Source organism: Bacillus cereus group sp. BfR-BA-01522, from assembly GCF_022662635.1.
GTDB classification, from domain to species: domain Bacteria; phylum Bacillota; class Bacilli; order Bacillales; family Bacillaceae_G; genus Bacillus_A; species Bacillus_A cytotoxicus.
In genome coordinates this window covers 279352-296507 of sequence record NZ_JAKUDY010000005.1, presented here as the reverse complement: position 1 = coordinate 296507, position 17156 = coordinate 279352, and the positions used below count along the sequence as shown (strand labels likewise).

Sequence of the window (17156 nt, the reverse complement as noted above, 5' to 3'; positions counted from 1 at the left end):
GCATGTATTAGGCACGCCGCCAGCGTTCATCCTGAGCCAGGATCAAACTCTCCAATAAAGTTTGTCTAGCATCATAAATAAAAATTGACGTTTCACGTTGTTTGTTTCGTTTAGTTTTCAAAGTTCAATATCGCGTTTTAGCGACTCTTATAATGTAACATAATATACTTTTTTCGTCAACATTTTTTTGAAGTGCATTTACTTCTTTATTTGCTGACTTTGCCTATTATATAGGCTTTTCTTTTACTTTGCAAGCATGAATCTAAAAAATAAGAGAAAGGGATTATTCCCCCTCTCTCTTATTCTTCAGAAGCTTCTTCGCTTTCTTCCTCATCTTCTTTTTGGGCTTTTGCTACTGTTGCTACTTCTTGATCATCTTCCAGACGAATCAAACGTACACCCTGTGTATTACGCCCCATTTGCGAGATTTGTTCAACTGGCATTCGAATAATAACACCTGCTGCCGTAATCAGCATGATATCTTCTTCGCCTGTTACAGACTTAACTGCTACTAACTTGCCGTTTTTCTCTGTAATATTACACGTTTTCAAACCTTTCCCGCCACGACTTTGGATGCGATACTCCTCAATCGGTGTACGCTTTCCGTATCCATTCTTCGTTACAATTAACACATTCATATTCTCTTCGACAATTTCCATACCTACAACATGATCATCTTCATCTAATGTTATAGCTTTTACCCCGGCTGCATTACGTCCCATAGAGCGCACATCTTGTTCATTAAATCGAATTAACATACCGTTACTTGTACCAACAATAATATCTTTGTCACCAGATGTTAAACGTACAGAAATCACCTCGTCTTCTTCACGAAGAGAGATGGCTATCAAGCCGTTTGTACGAATATTTGAGAATGATGAAAGCGGCGTTCTCTTAGAGATCCCTTGTTTTGTTGTAAAGAATAAGAATTGATCATCACCAAATTCACGAATTGGAATAATAGCGTTGACCCACTCATCCTTATCTACTTCTAATAAATTAATAATCGGTATTCCTTTCGCTGTACGGCTATACTCTGGGATTTCATATCCCTTTGTACGGTATACTTTACCTTTATTGGTAAAGTATAAAATATGATCATGTGTTGATGTCGTTAATAAGTGTTCAACAAAATCATCATCATTTGTACCCATTCCTTGTACACCACGACCTCCACGATTCTGCGTTTTATATGTAGAAGCTGGTAATCGTTTAATGTATCCGTTATGAGTCAACGTAATCGCAATATTTTGCTCTGGTATTAAATCTTCATCCTCAATAGATTCAATACCACCAATTGTAATTTCAGTTCTTCTCTCATCGTTAAATCGTTCTTTTACTTCTGTTAATTCTTCACGAATAATTTCTAGAACCTTTTCTTCATCGGCTAAGATTGCTTTTAACTCAGCAATCAATTTCAATAGTTCTTGATATTCTTGCTCGATTTTCTCTCGTTCTAATCCTGTTAAGCGTTGCAAGCGCATATCTAATATTGCCTGTGCTTGTTTTTCACTTAAAGCAAATCGCTCTATCAATCCTTGTTTTGCAATATCTGCTGTTTTCGAACTACGTATTAACGTAATTACTTCATCAAGGTGATCTAAAGCAATTCGTAAACCTTCTAAAATATGAGCACGAGCCTCTGCCTTTTCTAATTCGTAAGCTGTGCGTCTACGAATAACTACTTTTTGATGTTCCAAGTAATAATATAGCGTTTGTTTTAAATTTAATACTTTTGGTTCTCCATCTACAAGTGAAAGCATATTAATGCCAAAACTTGTTTGAAGGGCCGTATGTTTATATAAATTGTTTAGAAGCACGTTAGCATTTGCATCACGACGAACTTCCATGACAATTCGTAAACCTCTTCTATCAGATTCATCACGTAAATCTGTAATACCATCAATTTTTTTATCGCGAACTAATTCTGCAATTTTTTCAATAAGGCGAGCCTTATTTACTTGATAAGGTATTTCTGTGACAATAATGGATTGTCGTCCATTCGCTTTTTCTTCAATTTCAACCTTTGCCCGTAGTGTAATAGAACCGCGCCCAGTTTCATAGGCTCTGCGAATTCCACTTCTCCCTAAAATAAGACCTGCTGTAGGGAAATCTGGCCCTGGAATATACTCCATTAACTCCGCGATTGTAATCTCAGGATTACGGCTTAAAGCTAAGACCCCATCAATTACTTCTCCAAGTTGATGAGGTGGAATATTTGTCGCCATACCAACAGCGATACCAGTCGCACCATTTACTAATAAATTAGGGAAACGAGCAGGTAGTACAACCGGCTCTCTCTCAGAACCATCATAGTTATCTTGATAGTCTATTGTATTTTTTGTAATATCGCGCAATAGTTCCATAGAGATTTTAGACATTTTTGCTTCTGTATAACGCATCGCTGCTGCAGAGTCACCATCAATAGAACCAAAGTTTCCATGTCCATCAACGAGCATATAGCGCTGGCTAAAATCTTGTGCCATACGTACCATAGTTTCATAAACAGCTGAATCACCGTGTGGATGATACTTACCGATTACTTCCCCAACAATACGTGCTGATTTTTTATACGCTTTATCAGCAGTAATACCTAAATCATTCATTGCATATAAAACCCTGCGATGTACAGGCTTTAATCCATCTCGCACATCTGGTAATGCACGAGATACGATAACACTCATTGCGTAATCTAAAAACGAGGTACGCATTTCCTGACTAATATTAACCTCTCGAATTCGTGCTTGTTGTTGATTATCTGACATCAACCAGCACCTCCTCTTACATTTCCGTTACAAATTACATTGATTTATATATAGACGACAGGAACATTGAGATTCCTGTCGTTATTTATCTTAAATATCAAGGTTTTTTACATATTTTGCATTCTCTTGAATGAAATTACGACGCGGTTCAACTTTATCTCCCATTAAAATTTCAAAAGTTTCATCCGCTTCGATTGCATCTTGTAAAGAAACTTGCAATAATGAACGCACCTCTGGATCCATTGTCGTTTCCCATAATTGAGCCGGATTCATCTCACCAAGACCTTTGTAACGCTGAATACTTGGCTTAGGTTGCGCCGGCAACTCGGCCAATATTCTTTCAAGTTCTTTTTCGTTATAAGCATACTGAATCTTTTTCCCTTGTTGCACTTTAAACAATGGTGGTTGTGCAATATATACATAACCATGTTCAATAATTTGACGCATATAACGATAGAAGAACGTTAATAATAGGGTACGAATATGTGCACCATCGACATCGGCATCGGTCATAATAATAACTTTATGATAGCGGGCCTTTGATATATCAAAATCGCCACCGATGTTTGTCCCAATTGCTGTAATAATTGTACGCACTTCATCATTGGATAAAATTTTATCTAATCGAGCTTTCTCAACGTTAATGATTTTCCCCTTAAGCGGTAAGATTGCTTGGAAGTGACGATCGCGCCCCTGCTTTGCAGATCCACCCGCAGAGTCACCCTCTACGATATAAATTTCACTGATGGATGGGTCTTTAGAAGAACAATCCGCCAACTTACCAGGTAAACTTGAAACCTCTAACGCACTCTTTCTACGAGTTAATTCACGCGCTTTCTTCGCAGCTACACGTGCTCTTGCTGCCATTGTCCCTTTTTCCACAATTTTACGTGCAACATTTGGATTTTCTAGAAGAAACTTTTCAAACGCCTCTGAAAATACAGACTCTGTAATCGTTCTCGCTTCGCTATTACCAAGTTTCGTCTTTGTCTGCCCTTCAAATTGCGGATTCGGATGTTTAATGGATACAATTGCAGTTAAACCTTCCCGAACATCTTCACCAGTTAAATTACTATCAGCATCTTTTAAAATATTATTTTTTCTTCCATAGTCATTAATCACACGCGTTAAAGCTGTTTTAAATCCAACCTCATGCGTACCACCTTCATACGTATGGATGTTATTTGTAAATGAATAAATATTATTTGTATATCCTTCGTTATATTGGAGAGAAACTTCAACCTGAATCCCATCTTTTGCGCCTTCTACATATACTGGTTCTTCATGAATTGGCTGCTTCGAACGATTTAAATGTTCAACATAAGATTTAATTCCACCTTCGTAATGGAATTCTTTCTTCTGTTTATTTTCACGTTTATCTTCAATTGTTAATTTAATATTACGATTTAAAAATGCTAGTTCACGCATACGAGTTGCTAATATATCAAAATCATACACGGTTGTTTCTTTAAAAATTTCTGGGTCTGGCTTAAAGCGAGTTATTGTTCCTGTGCGATCTGTTTCACCAATTACTTTTAAATCTGCAACTGGAATGCCTCGTTCATATTTTTGGTAGTGGATTTTTCCTTCGCGGTGTACAAATACTTCTAACTCGGTTGATAGGGCGTTTACTACAGATGCCCCTACACCATGAAGACCACCGGAAACTTTATAACCACCACCGCCAAATTTACCACCAGCATGAAGTACTGTCATAATGACTTCTACCGCAGGACGTCCCATTTTTTCTTGTATACCAACTGGAATACCACGGCCGTTATCCGTTACACGGATACTATCGTCTTCTTCGATGACCACATTAATCTCATCACAATATCCCGCTAACGCTTCATCAATACTATTATCTACAATCTCCCATACAAGGTGATGAAGACCTTTTCCACTTGTCGATCCAATGTACATACCTGGGCGTTTTCGAACTGCTTCTAACCCTTCAAGTACCTGTATTTGACTTTCATCATATGAGTTTGCTTGCATTTCCTTTTGTTCCATTGACACAAAGATCACCTACTTTTCCATTTAAACAGAAGTTATATTCTGTCTATTTCACAATCTACCGTGCCGCTTTTTACATGAATTGTTTTCGCTTTTTTTAATGTTTCGTGTTCAATTCCGTCGACACTCGTCGTTGTCACAAATGTTTGCACTTTTCCTTGAATTGTATTTAAAAGATGTGATTGACGGTAATCATCTAATTCTGATAATACATCATCTAATAAAAGAATTGGGTACTCTTTTACCTCTGCATAAATCAATTCAATTTCAGCTAATTTTAGGGATAGTGCAGTTGTTCGTTGCTGGCCTTGTGAGCCAAAGACTTGAACATTTTTACTATTAACGAAGAATTGTAAATCATCACGATGAGGACCAATTAAAGTCGTACCACGGAAAATTTCACGTTGTTTCACAGATTGAAAACTTTCATAGTATACTTCTTTTATTTTCGACAAATCCATTGATTCTGATACATCTACACTTGGCTTATAAACGATTTCCAATTCCTCAAGCCCTCTGCTAATCCCACGATGGATTGGAGCAGCCCACTCTTGTAGTAAATGTAAGAATTCAAAACGTTTTTGTAGAATTTTCGTACCATGTTCAATAAGTTGAAGCGTAAATACATCCAACATCGTTTCCTCATTTTTACCTTGCATTGCCTTAAGCAAATGGTTTCGTTGTGTGAGCACTTTTTGATATTGACTTAATTCATACAAATAAACAGGAGCTATTTGTCCTAATTCCATATCTAAAAAGCGTCTTCTGACTTGAGGACTTCCTTTTACAAGATTTAAATCTTCAGGGGCAAACATAACAACGTTCATCTCACCAATATATTGGCTCAACTTTTGTTGTTCAAGTTCATTCAATTTTGCCTTTTTTCCTTTTTTAGAAATATTTAATTCCAAAGATACGGAACTATTTCGTTTTTGTAATCTACCTTTTATTTTACCATAATCCTCATCCCATCGGATGAGTTCACGATCATTTGACGTTCTATGAGATTTCGCCATTGCTAACACATAGATCGCTTCCATCAAATTTGTTTTCCCTTGTGCATTTTCACCAATGATTACATTGACTTTATCCTCAAAAGAAAGGTTTAAATCTTCATAATTTCGATAATTTTTTAATTGTATTTCTGAAATAAACAAAGGGCTCCCCCTTTATGATTGAACTTGAAATGTTCCGTTTCCCGGAATTTCAACTATATCATTGGCGTACAATTTTCTACCTCGTCTATTTTCAAGTTCTTGATTCACGTACACTTCATATTCTTGCAAGAACCATTTTACAGCTCCACCTGTATCAATTACATCAGCAAGTTTTAAAAATTGCCCTAATGTAATATACTCTGTTGAAATTTTAATACGTTTCATAAAATCGCTCACTTTCTGAAAGTGTTCATTCTTTCATTGTACTAAATAAACTAGCATTAGGAAAGTAATACCCAAAATCAAACAAGGGTCGCTAGTACATAAAAACTAGCAACCCTCATTCTTTTTAGTAAGTACGAACCGGTAAAATTAGTTGAATAATGGAGTTATCATTTACTGTACGAATTAAGAAAGGTCTCATCGCACCAGTAAAGCTAATTTTAATTTCAGTACTATCTAAAGCTTTTAATGCATCCATCATATATTTTGCACTAAATGATATTTTTAATTCTTCACCATCTATTTTTTCACATTGAACTTCTTCTACTACTTTCCCAATTTCCGGTGAATTCGAAGAAATTTCTAGCATTTTCTGTTCAAATGTTGATAGTTTTACAACGTTGTTACGCCCATCTCTTGCCAACAAGGAAGCGCGATCAATAGCTTGCAAAAACTCTTTCGTATTGACAAAGATATCCGTCTTACTTTCAGCAGGAATTAAGCGAGTTGTATCAGGGTAATTCCCTTCCAATAATCGAGAGAAGAATAATAAATGTTTTGTTCGGAATAATACTTGATACTCTGTAATAACAATATCCACCATTTCTTCAGACTCATCTAAAATTTTACTTAACTCATTTAAACTTTTACCTGGAATGACAACATTTGCTTGAAATTCATCAGAAATGTTATGCCCTTCAATTTTCGCTGTGCGAAGTGCCAATCTGTGACTATCTGTTGCAATACAAGTTAACTCGCTGTTATATACCTTCCAGTTTACACCTGTCAAGATTGGGCGAGTTTCAGAACTTGATACTGCAAATACAGTTTGACGAATCATATGTTTTAGTAAATCTGTTGGTATTTTAAATACATGATGTTCTTCGATTTGTGGTAATAATGGATATTCCGCAGAATCTAATCCATTTAAATTAAACTCTGATTTTCCAGATTTTATTTTTGTCATAAAATGATTTTCGACAGAAATTTCGACAATGTCTTTTGGTAATTTTTTTACGATTTCACTAAAATATTTTGCTTGTAAAACAATACTACCTGATTGACTAACTTCTACGATTTCTTTTCCATCTTCTTCAACAGGAATAAATGATTCGATTGAAATATCTGCATCACTTCCTGTTAATGTAACTCCTTCTTCTGTAGCTACAACTTTAATTCCAGTAAGGATCGGAATTGTGGTGCGAGAGGAAACAGCTTTCATTACATCTTGTACACTTCTTACAAGATAGTCTTTTTGAATTGAAAAACGCATAGTGAAAACCTCCGGTAAGTATAAGATTTTATTTATTTAATAAAGATAAAAAGTAGTAGTAATAGTAATAGGGCTTGTGGATATGTGGATAACCCCGTTCAAAGATGTAAAAACAGTCTATCTACATGTGGATAGACTGTGCGTAAAACAGGAAAAGTTATTCACACTATTCAGCTACTACTTTAAAATATCATTAATTTCTTCAATTTGTTTTTGTAGTTGTGTATCTGTTTTTAAGAGCCGCGAAATTTTTTCATGTGCATGGATAACCGTTGTATGGTCGCGACCTCCAAATTCTTCCCCTATCTTTGGTAAAGATGAATCTGTTAATTCGCGTGATAAATACATTGCAATTTGACGAGGAAACGCAACAGATTTTGTGCGTTTCTTCGCTTTAAAATCTTCTAATTTCACTTGATAAACATCTCCAACTGCCTTTTGAATATCATAAATGGAAATAATTTTCGGCTTGGAGTTAGGAATAATATCTTTCAATGCTTCGGCAGCTAAATCGGCATTGATATCCTTATTAATTAAGGAGGAATAAGCAACAACTCGGATTAATGCACCTTCCAGTTCTCGGATGTTTGAATCGATTTGATTCGCAATATAAATCATAACTTCATTTGGAATATCGAGGCCTTCTGCTTTTGCTTTTTTACGTAAAATTGCAATCCTTGTTTCAAGATCTGGCGGTGTGATATCCGTAATTAATCCCCATTCGAAACGTGAACGAAGACGATCTTCTAATGTCGGAATCTCCTTCGGTGGTCGATCGCTTGAGATTACAATTTGCTTACTCTCTTCATGCAATGCATTAAATGTATGGAAAAATTCCTCTTGCGTTTGTTCTTTTCCGGCAAGGAATTGAATATCATCTATTAATAAAACATCTACATTTCGGTATTTATTTCGAAAGTCCACCGCTTTATTATCACGAATCGAATTAATAAATTCATTTGTAAATTTTTCAGATGATAAATAAACGACTTTTGCGTTTGGGTTATGTTCGATCACATAATGTCCAATTGCATGCATTAAGTGGGTTTTGCCAAGTCCGACGCCCCCGTAAATAAATAGGGGATTATATGCTTTCGCTGGTGCTTCAGCTACAGCGAGTGAAGCTGCGTGAGCAAAACGATTACCAGATCCAATAACAAATGTATCAAAAGTATATTTTGGATTTAACATACTTTGTGGCAGATGATTGGACTCATCATTCATCTTTTTTGCTTTTGCAGGAGGATAGTCAACCTCCTCTTCAGTTTGACTTTGAGGAATAATAAAACGAATACTCAACTTTGCTCCTGTTATATCATAAATTGTTTCTGAAATTAGCTCTGAATAGTGAGATTCTAACCAATCACGGGCAAATTCATTGGGAGCTATAATGGTTAGTGTATCTTTTTTTAAAGCATGTGCTTTTGTTGATTTGAGCCATGTTTCATAACTTGGTTTACTTACCTTCTTTTCCAATTCCGTTAACGCACTATTCCATAAATCAGCGATATTTTCCAAGGGTGTCCCTCCTTTGCGAACATGATAAAAGAATAAGGTTGTGCAACAAATGTACAACCCCTTTGAACTTCAATGTATATTTATACGAAACGTATTTTAAAACCTAAAAACGTTGTTTGTATACGAGATAGAGTTTTCGACAAAAATAGCATATGTGGACAACTGTTTACCCACATGTGAGTATAACTGTCCACAAGTTATTCACAAATTGTGGATAAAGTTTAAATGTGTAAAAATTATTCAAGGTGAAAACACAACTATAATATCAAAAAAAAGTAGCCATAGCAATGAATTTTAGAAAGTTATCCACAAAATCAATACCTTGTGGAATAAACTTGTCCACAACACGATATACTGTGTAAAAGTCGAAAAATAATTTGTGGATATAAAAAAGTAAAAAATATATTTATCCACAAAAGAATGGGATACTTGTGAAAAAAGGTGTGAATAGATTTAAAGTGAATATTTGATGAAAATTTCGAGAACCATTGACATTTTCCTAGTTAATTAACTATAATTTATAAGACTGTCTTTAACAGATATTCCTCAGGGAGGTGTCATATAATGAAAAGAACTTACCAACCAAATAAACGTAAGCGCAGCAAAGTACATGGTTTCCGCAGCCGTATGAGCACAGCGAACGGACGTAAAGTGCTAGCAGCTCGTCGTCGTAAAGGAAGAAAAGTATTATCTGCGTAGACCACTGAACGATCAGTGGTCTTTTTTTCTAGCCGTAATGAATTTCCACTGATGAAATACAGGAGTGTCAATTGATATGAAGAAAAAGAATCGTATTAAAAAAAATGATGAATTTCAGGCCGTTTTTCAAAAAGGAAGATCTAGTGCCAATCGTCAGTTTGTTATCTACCAATTAGATAAGGAAACACAACCATACTTTCGAATCGGTCTTTCTGTGAGTAAGAAAATCGGGAATGCAGTAGTTCGCAATCGGATTAAACGTATGATTCGTCAATCCATTACAGAATTAAAAGATGAGATAGATTCTGGGAAGGATTTTGTTATAATAGCAAGGAAGCCTTGTGCAGAGATGACATACGAAGAGTTTAAGAAAAGCTTAATTCATGCCTTCAAACGTTCAGGGATAAAAATTACAAACAAGTAGCGTAGGAAAGGGAAAATGAATTACACTATATACATACCGAAACAAGGAGGAGCAGGCTGTGAAAAAGAAGATAGGCTTACTTGCCATGGTTATCGCTTTGATGGCGATTGCTGCAGGTTGTAGTGAAGTGAATCAGCCGATTACACCGAAAAGTACAGGGATTTGGAATGAATATTTCGTATACCCGCTTTCTCAGTTAATCACGTATTTTGCAAACTTATTTGGTAGTAATTATGGTTTAGCAATCGTTATTACGACACTTATTATTCGTTTTGCGTTATTACCATTAATGATTAAGCAAACGAAGAGTACAAAAGCAATGCAAGCACTGCAACCAGAAATGGTAAAATTGAAAGAAAAATATAGCTCTAAAGATCAAGCAACACAACAAAAATTACAACAAGAAATGATGCAACTATATCAAAAGCATGGTGTCAATCCACTAGCGGGTTGTTTGCCAATTTTTATTCAAATGCCAATTTTATTCGCATTTTACCATGCGATTATGAGAACGGCTGAAATTAAGCAACACAGTTTCTTATGGTTTGATTTAGGACATGCAGATCCTTATTATATTCTTCCTATTGTTGCTGCAATTACAACATTTATTCAGCAAAAGATTGCAATGACGGGTACTGTTGGACAGAATCCACAAATGGCGATGATGGTATGGCTTATGCCAATTATGATTTTAATCTTTGCAATTAACTTCCCAGCAGCATTATCTTTATACTGGGTAGTTGGTAACATCTTTGGTATCGCTCAAATGTATATGATCAAAGGCCCTGAAATTAAGGGTAGTAAGGCAGGAGGATCAAGCAAGTGAGTATAATTACTGCTAAAGGACAAACCGTCGAGCTGGCAGTACAAGATGCTTTAAGGCAATTAAAAGTTTCAAAAGAACAAGTAGATATAAATATTATCGACGAAGGCAAGCGAGGATTTCTAGGCTTGATTGGGAATCGACCTGCTGTGGTAGAGGTGATCGTAAAAAAAGATCCAGTCCAGGAAGCTGAAGAGTATTTACGTAATGTCGTTCAGGCGATGGGAGTGGATGTAGCGATTACAAAAAAAGTAAAGGGAAGAGATGTGGAATTCATTCTTTCTGGAAAAAATGTAGGTGTTTTAATTGGAAAAAGAGGTCATACTTTAAATTCTTTACAATATTTAACAAATCTTGTTGCGAATCGTAGTACAAAGCAATATGTTGGTATAACAATTGATGCTGAAAACTATCGTAGTAAGCGAAAAGATACATTAGAATCTCTTGCTTATCGATTAGCAAAACAAGTAGCAAGTACAAAGAAAAATGTTGTATTAGAGCCAATGCCTTCTTTTGAAAGAAAAATTATCCATCAAGCATTAGCGAATCATCCAAATGTTATTACATCTTCTGAGGGAAAAGATCCGCATCGGCATGTTGTAATATCTCCCAAATAACCGGTCACTCATTTGAGTACCGGTTTTTTCTATGAGTTTGTTCTAACAAGTTTTCATGTATCAAAATAAGAGGTTTATATGCAGATTTGACTGACGAAAAAATAGCTGTGGATAACTAAAAACACTAAACTTATCCACTGTGAATAAGTTTAGTGTTTTTTACATGAGGACATAATAAAATGAGTTAATATTCTTTTGTAGATAGGTTCATTATGGTATCCTAATAGTTTAGTGAAGGAAAAAATTATGTTGAAATAGAGAGAAATAAGCAAGTGAGGTGAAAGGACATGGAATTTGATACAATTGCTGCGATTTCCACGGCACTTGGGGAGGGCGCGATTGCCATTGTTCGAGTAAGTGGAGAGGATGCGATTGAGAAGGTCAATCGCATTTTTAAAGGAAAAGATTTAACAGCAGTATCTTCTCATACAATTCATTATGGTCACATTGTGGATTTAGATACAAATCAAGTTATTGAGGAAGTTATGGTATCTATTATGCGTGCTCCTAAGACATTTACACGTGAAGATATCGTAGAAGTGAACTGCCATGGTGGTCTTGTTTCTGTAAATAAAGTATTGCAACTGATTTTAGCACAAGGAGTACGTTTAGCTGAGCCTGGTGAGTTTACGAAGCGTGCTTTTTTAAATGGTCGTATTGATTTATCTCAAGCTGAGGCAGTAATGGATTTAATCCGTGCAAAAACAGATCGTGCAATGAATGTAGCGATTAATCAAATGGAAGGACGTTTATCCAAATTGATTGGTCGTCTTCGTCAAGAAATTTTAGAAACGTTAGCTCATGTTGAGGTAAATATAGATTACCCGGAATATGATGACGTGGAGGAAATGACACATCGTATTTTAATTGAAAAAGCAACTCATGTTCAAAATGAGATTGAAAAGATTTTGGAAACATCAAAGCAAGGAAAAATTTTGCGAGAAGGAATTGCAACAGCAATTATCGGAAGACCAAATGTCGGAAAATCTTCATTATTAAATAGTCTTGTTCAGGAGAAAAAGGCTATTGTAACAGATATAGCAGGAACAACTCGTGATGTTATTGAAGAATATGTCAACGTACGTGGTGTACCACTTCGACTTATTGATACAGCTGGAATTCGCGAAACAGAAGATATTGTCGAACAAATTGGTGTTGAGCGATCAAAAGAGATGATGAGCCAAGCTGATTTAGTATTAATAGTAGTAAATTATAGTGAGCCATTAACGAATGAAGATGAAGAGCTATTCCGTGCTGTACAAGGAAAAGATTTCATTGTCATTGTAAATAAAACAGATTTACCACAAAAGATTGAGATGGAACGCGTAACAGAATTAGCGAGTGAGAAACGTGTTATCACAACATCCTTAATTGAAGAAAAAGGCGTAGATGAATTAGAGAAAGCAATTGCTGATCTGTTCTTTGAAGGAACAATTGAATCAGCTGATATGACATATGTTTCTAATGCAAGACATATCGGTTTACTAACACAAGCAAGAAAAACGATTGGAGATGCAATTGCTGCAATTGAGAACGGTGTTCCAATTGATATGGTTCAAATTGATTTAACAAGAACATGGGAAATACTTGGTGAGATTACTGGTGATACAGTTCATGAAAGCTTAATTGATCAACTGTTTTCTCAATTTTGTTTAGGAAAATAATAAAGATCTTTCAAGATGATAGACGATAGTAGGAGGAATAAATAATGGGATACAATGCCGGTTCTTACGATGTCATAGTAATCGGTGCAGGCCATGCAGGATGTGAAGCTGGTCTTGCAGCAGCACGAATGGGATCAAAAACATTAATGTTAACAATTAACTTAGATATGGTTGCGTTCATGCCATGTAACCCTTCTGTTGGTGGACCCGCAAAAGGGATTGTTGTTCGTGAAATCGATGCATTAGGCGGCGAAATGGGACGAAATATTGATAAAACGCATATTCAAATGCGTATGTTGAATACAGGGAAAGGCCCTGCTGTACGCGCTCTTCGTGCGCAAGCGGATAAATTTTTATATCAACATGAATTAAAGAAAACCATTGAAGAAACGCCGAACTTAACATTACGTCAAGGAATGGTTGAACGTTTAATTGTTGAAGATGGTGTTTGTAAAGGAGTAATTACACAATCAGGTGCGGAATATACAGCGAAAACAGTTGTTATTACAACTGGAACGTTTTTACGTGGTGAAATTATTATGGGAGACTTGAAATATTCAAGTGGTCCAAATAACCAACAGCCATCTATTACATTATCAGAGCATTTAGAAGAGCTTGGATTTGAACTTGTTAGATTTAAAACGGGGACACCTCCTCGTGTAAATAGTAATACAATTGATTACAGTAAAACAGAGATTCAGCCAGGAGATGATCAACCGCGTGCGTTCTCATTTGAAACAACGAAGTTTATTTTAGATCAAATTCCGTGCTGGTTAACATATACAAGTGAAGAAACCCATCGCTTAATTGACAAAAACTTACATCGTTCTGCTATGTATTCTGGTATGATTAAAGGAACAGGTCCTCGTTATTGTCCATCAATTGAGGATAAAGTAGTACGATTTAATGATAAGCCACGTCATCAAATTTTCTTAGAGCCAGAAGGACGTAATACGCAAGAAGTCTACGTTCAAGGATTATCAACGAGCTTACCAGAAGATGTACAGCGTGAAATGTTGAAAACAATTCCTGGTTTAGAGAATGTTGAAATGATGCGCACAGGTTATGCGATTGAATACGATGCAATTGTACCAACACAGCTTTGGCCAACCCTTGAAACGAAAAAGATTAAAAACTTATATACGGCGGGGCAAATTAATGGTACGTCTGGTTATGAAGAGGCGGCTGGCCAAGGGATTATGGCTGGAATTAACGCTGCATGTCGCTCTTTAGGCAAAAAAGAAGTCATTTTAGGTCGTTCTGATGCTTATATTGGCGTTTTAATTGATGACCTTGTGACAAAAGGGACAAATGAACCATATCGTCTGTTAACTTCTCGTGCGGAATATCGTTTATTATTACGTCATGATAATGCGGATCTTCGCTTAACAGAAATCGGTCATGAAATTGGATTAATCCCAGAAGAGCGTTATGAACGTTATTCTCAAAAGAAAGAACAAATTGAACAAGAAAAGGCTCGTTTAGAGGGAATTATTATTAAACCACGTCCTGAAGTACAAGAGTTAATTCGTAGTGTTGGTGGAAGTGAATTAAAAGATGGTATACGTGCTAGCGACTTACTACGACGTCCAGAAATGACATATGAACATATTCGCTTACTTGCACCAAGTGAATTAGAAATCAATGATGAGGTTGCAGAGCAAGTTGAAATTCAAATTAAATATGAAGGATATATCGAAAAGTCCTTACAACAAGTAGAACGTATGAAGAAAATGGAAAGTAAAAAAATTCCTGTTGATATAGATTATGATGCTATTTCTGGTATTGCATCAGAAGCAAGACAAAAATTAAAAGAGGTTCGTCCACTGTCTGTAGGGCAAGCATCTCGTATCTCAGGTGTAAATCCAGCTGATATTTCCATTTTACTTGTATACATTGAACAAGGGAAAATTGCGCGAGTATCGAACCAATAAATAGTAAGGAGATATTGCGAGATGAACATAGAACAATTTCAATCTATGCTAGGAGAAAGAGGGATTTCCCTTTCTCCTAGACAATTAGAGCAATTTGAAATGTATTTTGAAACATTAGTAGAGTGGAACGAAAAAATGAATTTAACAGCGATTACGGAGAAAGAAGAAGTGTACTTAAAACATTTTTTTGACTCTATTACTGCTGCTTTTTACTACGATTTTTCAAATCCACTATCTATTTGTGATGTTGGCGCAGGTGCAGGATTTCCGAGTATACCATTAAAAATTTGTTTCCCGCACTTAAAAGTAACAATTGTTGATTCACTGCAAAAGCGGATTAACTTTTTGAATCACTTAGCACAAAAACTGGAGCTCAGTGACGTTGCTTTCTGTCATGATCGTGCTGAAACATTCGGTAAAAAAGAACATGTACGTGAATCATACGATATTGTAATGGCGCGTGCAGTAGCTCGCCTTTCTGTATTAAGTGAATTATGTTTACCGCTTGTAAAGGTTGGCGGAACATTTATTGCCATGAAAGGTGCAGCAGCTAATGAAGAGATTGAAAATGGTAAATATGCTGTAGAAGTGCTTGGCGGACAATTAGAAGAGGTATCTACGTTCCAATTGCCATTTGAAGAGAGTGAACGGAACATTTTATTAATCAAGAAAAAGCGCAAAACACCGAAAAAATATCCACGTAAGCCAGGTACACCCAATAAATTACCTATTGAAAAATAAATCTTATTAGACGTAAGATTAAATTATATAAATGGAACCGTAAATGTTTGATAAGGAATATGTTTATGTAGAATATTCAATAGGCCCAAAGGTGGTGGAATATGTATGAAAAATACGTTTTCTCGTTTATTTGGCTTTGGAGATAAAATGAGCGAACTCGAAATACAAAATGAAAGCCATGAAGATATAAATAAAAAGATACATGAAGAAATACATGAAATTCCGATAGCAAATATCATTCCAAACCGTTATCAACCACGGACGGTGTTTGATGATGCACGCATCGATGAACTAGCATTAACAATCCGTACGCATGGGCTTATTCAACCAATTGTTGTAAGGCAGTATGAAGAAGATTGTTATGAAATTATTGCCGGGGAAAGGCGTTTTCGTGCTGCAACGAAATTAGGATGGGAAAAGGTTCCTGCAATTATAAAAAACTTAAATGATACGGAAACAGCTTCAGTTGCTTTAATTGAAAACTTGCAACGTGAAGAGTTAACAGCAATTGAAGAAGCTGTTGCATATCAAAAGCTAATTGAGTTACATAATTTAACGCAAGAGGCACTCGCACAAAGACTTGGTAAAGGACAATCAACTATCGCAAATAAATTACGGTTATTAAAGTTACCTGAAGATATTAAAAGGTCATTATTAGAAAAAAGTATTACAGAGCGGCATGCTCGTGCACTTATTCCTTTGAAAAATGAAGAGTTACAGTTAAAAGTTTTACAAGAAATTGTGGAAAAACAATTGAATGTAAAACAGACAGAAGAGCGAATCGCAAAGTTACTTGAGGAAGTAAAACCGAAGCGTAAAGCAAAGAAAAAAGCGGTAAGTCGCGATATGAGGATTGCGATGAACACGATTAGGCAATCTTTACAAATGGTTGCAAAAAGCGGTTTGAATGTGAACTCTGAAGAAGAAGAATTTGATGAATATTATCAAATCACAATTAAAATTCCTAAGAAAAAATAATAGAGTGAAACTTTAATTGGTGGGGGCTTCATCCCCTACTGATTCGTAGTCTTCACGAACTGAGTTACCCGAAAATAGCGGGTTCAATATATGATAGAGGTCTCATCTTTTTGATGAGGCTTTTTTATTATATTGATACAAAAGAAAAACAATTTTTTAGGCGAAAGAGGATCATGTATTGAAACAATTCATGAGGTTTTTGTCTTATACATGACGGAAAAATAACGATATATCTTTTTTCTTATTGGAATGAAGAAGGAGTTTAAAAATAAATTTTGAAGTTTAATAAAGGACATAAAAGAAAATATTTGATTTCATGGTACAA

The 17156-nt window shown here is 35.7% G+C and carries 14 protein-coding genes; 8 read left to right on the top strand and 6 right to left on the bottom strand.

Annotated elements, in window-relative coordinates:
* Positions 1-299 precede the first annotated feature (299 nt).
* The 6 genes from gyrA to dnaA form a co-directional block, all read right to left on the bottom strand.
* Entirely contained in the window at positions 300-2765 is a 2466-nt protein-coding gene (gene gyrA / locus MR059_RS10345; protein WP_011983153.1) for a DNA gyrase subunit A, read from the bottom strand.
* Positions 2766-2855: 90 nt separating this feature from the next.
* The gene (gyrB, locus tag MR059_RS10340; protein ID WP_048723593.1) at positions 2856-4778 is read right to left on the bottom strand and encodes a DNA topoisomerase (ATP-hydrolyzing) subunit B; all 1923 of its coding nucleotides are present in this window, start codon (positions 4776-4778) and stop codon (positions 2856-2858) included.
* Positions 4779-4816: 38 nt separating this feature from the next.
* Complete coding sequence (gene recF, locus MR059_RS10335) at positions 4817-5938, bottom strand: DNA replication/repair protein RecF (protein WP_011983151.1); 1122 nt, start codon at positions 5936-5938, stop codon at positions 4817-4819.
* Between the two features lie 12 nt (positions 5939-5950).
* On the bottom strand, positions 5951-6163 hold the full coding sequence (yaaA, locus tag MR059_RS10330) for a S4 domain-containing protein YaaA (protein ID WP_011983150.1): 213 nt from the start codon (positions 6161-6163) through the stop codon (positions 5951-5953).
* Positions 6164-6287: 124 nt separating this feature from the next.
* Positions 6288-7433 (bottom strand): DNA polymerase III subunit beta, encoded by a 1146-nt coding sequence (gene dnaN / locus MR059_RS10325; protein ID WP_048723591.1) that lies wholly within the window; start codon positions 7431-7433, stop codon positions 6288-6290.
* 177 nt (positions 7434-7610) lie between these two features.
* Entirely contained in the window at positions 7611-8951 is a 1341-nt protein-coding gene (gene dnaA, locus MR059_RS10320) for a chromosomal replication initiator protein DnaA (protein ID WP_048723589.1), read from the bottom strand.
* A 564-nt stretch (positions 8952-9515) separates the two neighbouring features.
* On the opposite strand from dnaA, the gene rpmH reads away from it, so the two are divergent.
* The 8 genes from rpmH (at position 9516) to noc (ending at position 16831) form a co-directional block, all read left to right on the top strand.
* On the top strand, positions 9516-9650 hold the full coding sequence (rpmH, locus tag MR059_RS10315) for a 50S ribosomal protein L34 (RefSeq protein ID WP_000831901.1): 135 nt from the start codon (positions 9516-9518) through the stop codon (positions 9648-9650).
* A 76-nt stretch (positions 9651-9726) separates the two neighbouring features.
* The gene (gene rnpA, locus MR059_RS10310; RefSeq protein ID WP_012096472.1) at positions 9727-10074 is read left to right on the top strand and encodes a ribonuclease P protein component; all 348 of its coding nucleotides are present in this window, start codon (positions 9727-9729) and stop codon (positions 10072-10074) included.
* A 58-nt stretch (positions 10075-10132) separates the two neighbouring features.
* Positions 10133-10900 carry a YidC family membrane integrase SpoIIIJ gene (gene spoIIIJ, locus MR059_RS10305; RefSeq protein ID WP_012096471.1) on the top strand — a complete coding sequence of 256 codons (768 nt, stop codon included), beginning with the start codon at positions 10133-10135 and terminating at the stop codon, positions 10898-10900.
* Positions 10897-11514 (top strand): RNA-binding cell elongation regulator Jag/EloR, encoded by a 618-nt coding sequence (jag, locus tag MR059_RS10300; protein ID WP_012096470.1) that lies wholly within the window; start codon positions 10897-10899, stop codon positions 11512-11514. Before spoIIIJ ends, jag begins: the two co-directional genes overlap by 4 nt.
* Before the next feature lie 287 nt (positions 11515-11801).
* Positions 11802-13178, top strand: coding sequence for a tRNA uridine-5-carboxymethylaminomethyl(34) synthesis GTPase MnmE (mnmE, locus tag MR059_RS10295; protein ID WP_012096469.1), 1377 nt, complete (start codon positions 11802-11804; stop codon positions 13176-13178).
* Between the two features lie 44 nt (positions 13179-13222).
* Entirely contained in the window at positions 13223-15112 is a 1890-nt protein-coding gene (gene mnmG / locus MR059_RS10290) for a tRNA uridine-5-carboxymethylaminomethyl(34) synthesis enzyme MnmG (RefSeq protein ID WP_012096468.1), read from the top strand.
* 21 nt (positions 15113-15133) lie between these two features.
* Complete coding sequence (rsmG, locus tag MR059_RS10285; RefSeq protein ID WP_012096467.1) at positions 15134-15853, top strand: 16S rRNA (guanine(527)-N(7))-methyltransferase RsmG; 720 nt, start codon at positions 15134-15136, stop codon at positions 15851-15853.
* 105 nt (positions 15854-15958) lie between these two features.
* Complete coding sequence (noc, locus tag MR059_RS10280; RefSeq protein WP_012096466.1) at positions 15959-16831, top strand: nucleoid occlusion protein; 873 nt, start codon at positions 15959-15961, stop codon at positions 16829-16831.
* Positions 16832-17156: the final 325 nt, after the last annotated feature.

What these genes read in the sequence shown, in the direction of transcription:
- rpmH (WP_000831901.1), top strand. Translation starts at nt 9,516, where the DNA reads ATGAAAAGAACTTACCAACCAAATAAACGTAAGCGCAGCAAAGTACAT.
- rnpA (WP_012096472.1), top strand. Translation starts at nt 9,727, where the DNA reads ATGAAGAAAAAGAATCGTATTAAAAAAAATGATGAATTTCAGGCCGTT.
- mnmG (WP_012096468.1), top strand. Translation starts at nt 13,223, where the DNA reads ATGGGATACAATGCCGGTTCTTACGATGTCATAGTAATCGGTGCAGGC.
- yaaA (WP_011983150.1), bottom strand. Translation starts at nt 6,163, where the DNA reads ATGAAACGTATTAAAATTTCAACAGAGTATATTACATTAGGGCAATTT.
- gyrB (WP_048723593.1), bottom strand. Translation starts at nt 4,778, where the DNA reads ATGGAACAAAAGGAAATGCAAGCAAACTCATATGATGAAAGTCAAATA.
- rsmG (WP_012096467.1), top strand. Translation starts at nt 15,134, where the DNA reads ATGAACATAGAACAATTTCAATCTATGCTAGGAGAAAGAGGGATTTCC.
- mnmE (WP_012096469.1), top strand. Translation starts at nt 11,802, where the DNA reads ATGGAATTTGATACAATTGCTGCGATTTCCACGGCACTTGGGGAGGGC.
- noc (WP_012096466.1), top strand. Translation starts at nt 15,959, where the DNA reads ATGAAAAATACGTTTTCTCGTTTATTTGGCTTTGGAGATAAAATGAGC.
- dnaN (WP_048723591.1), bottom strand. Translation starts at nt 7,433, where the DNA reads ATGCGTTTTTCAATTCAAAAAGACTATCTTGTAAGAAGTGTACAAGAT.
- gyrA (WP_011983153.1), bottom strand. Translation starts at nt 2,765, where the DNA reads ATGTCAGATAATCAACAACAAGCACGAATTCGAGAGGTTAATATTAGT.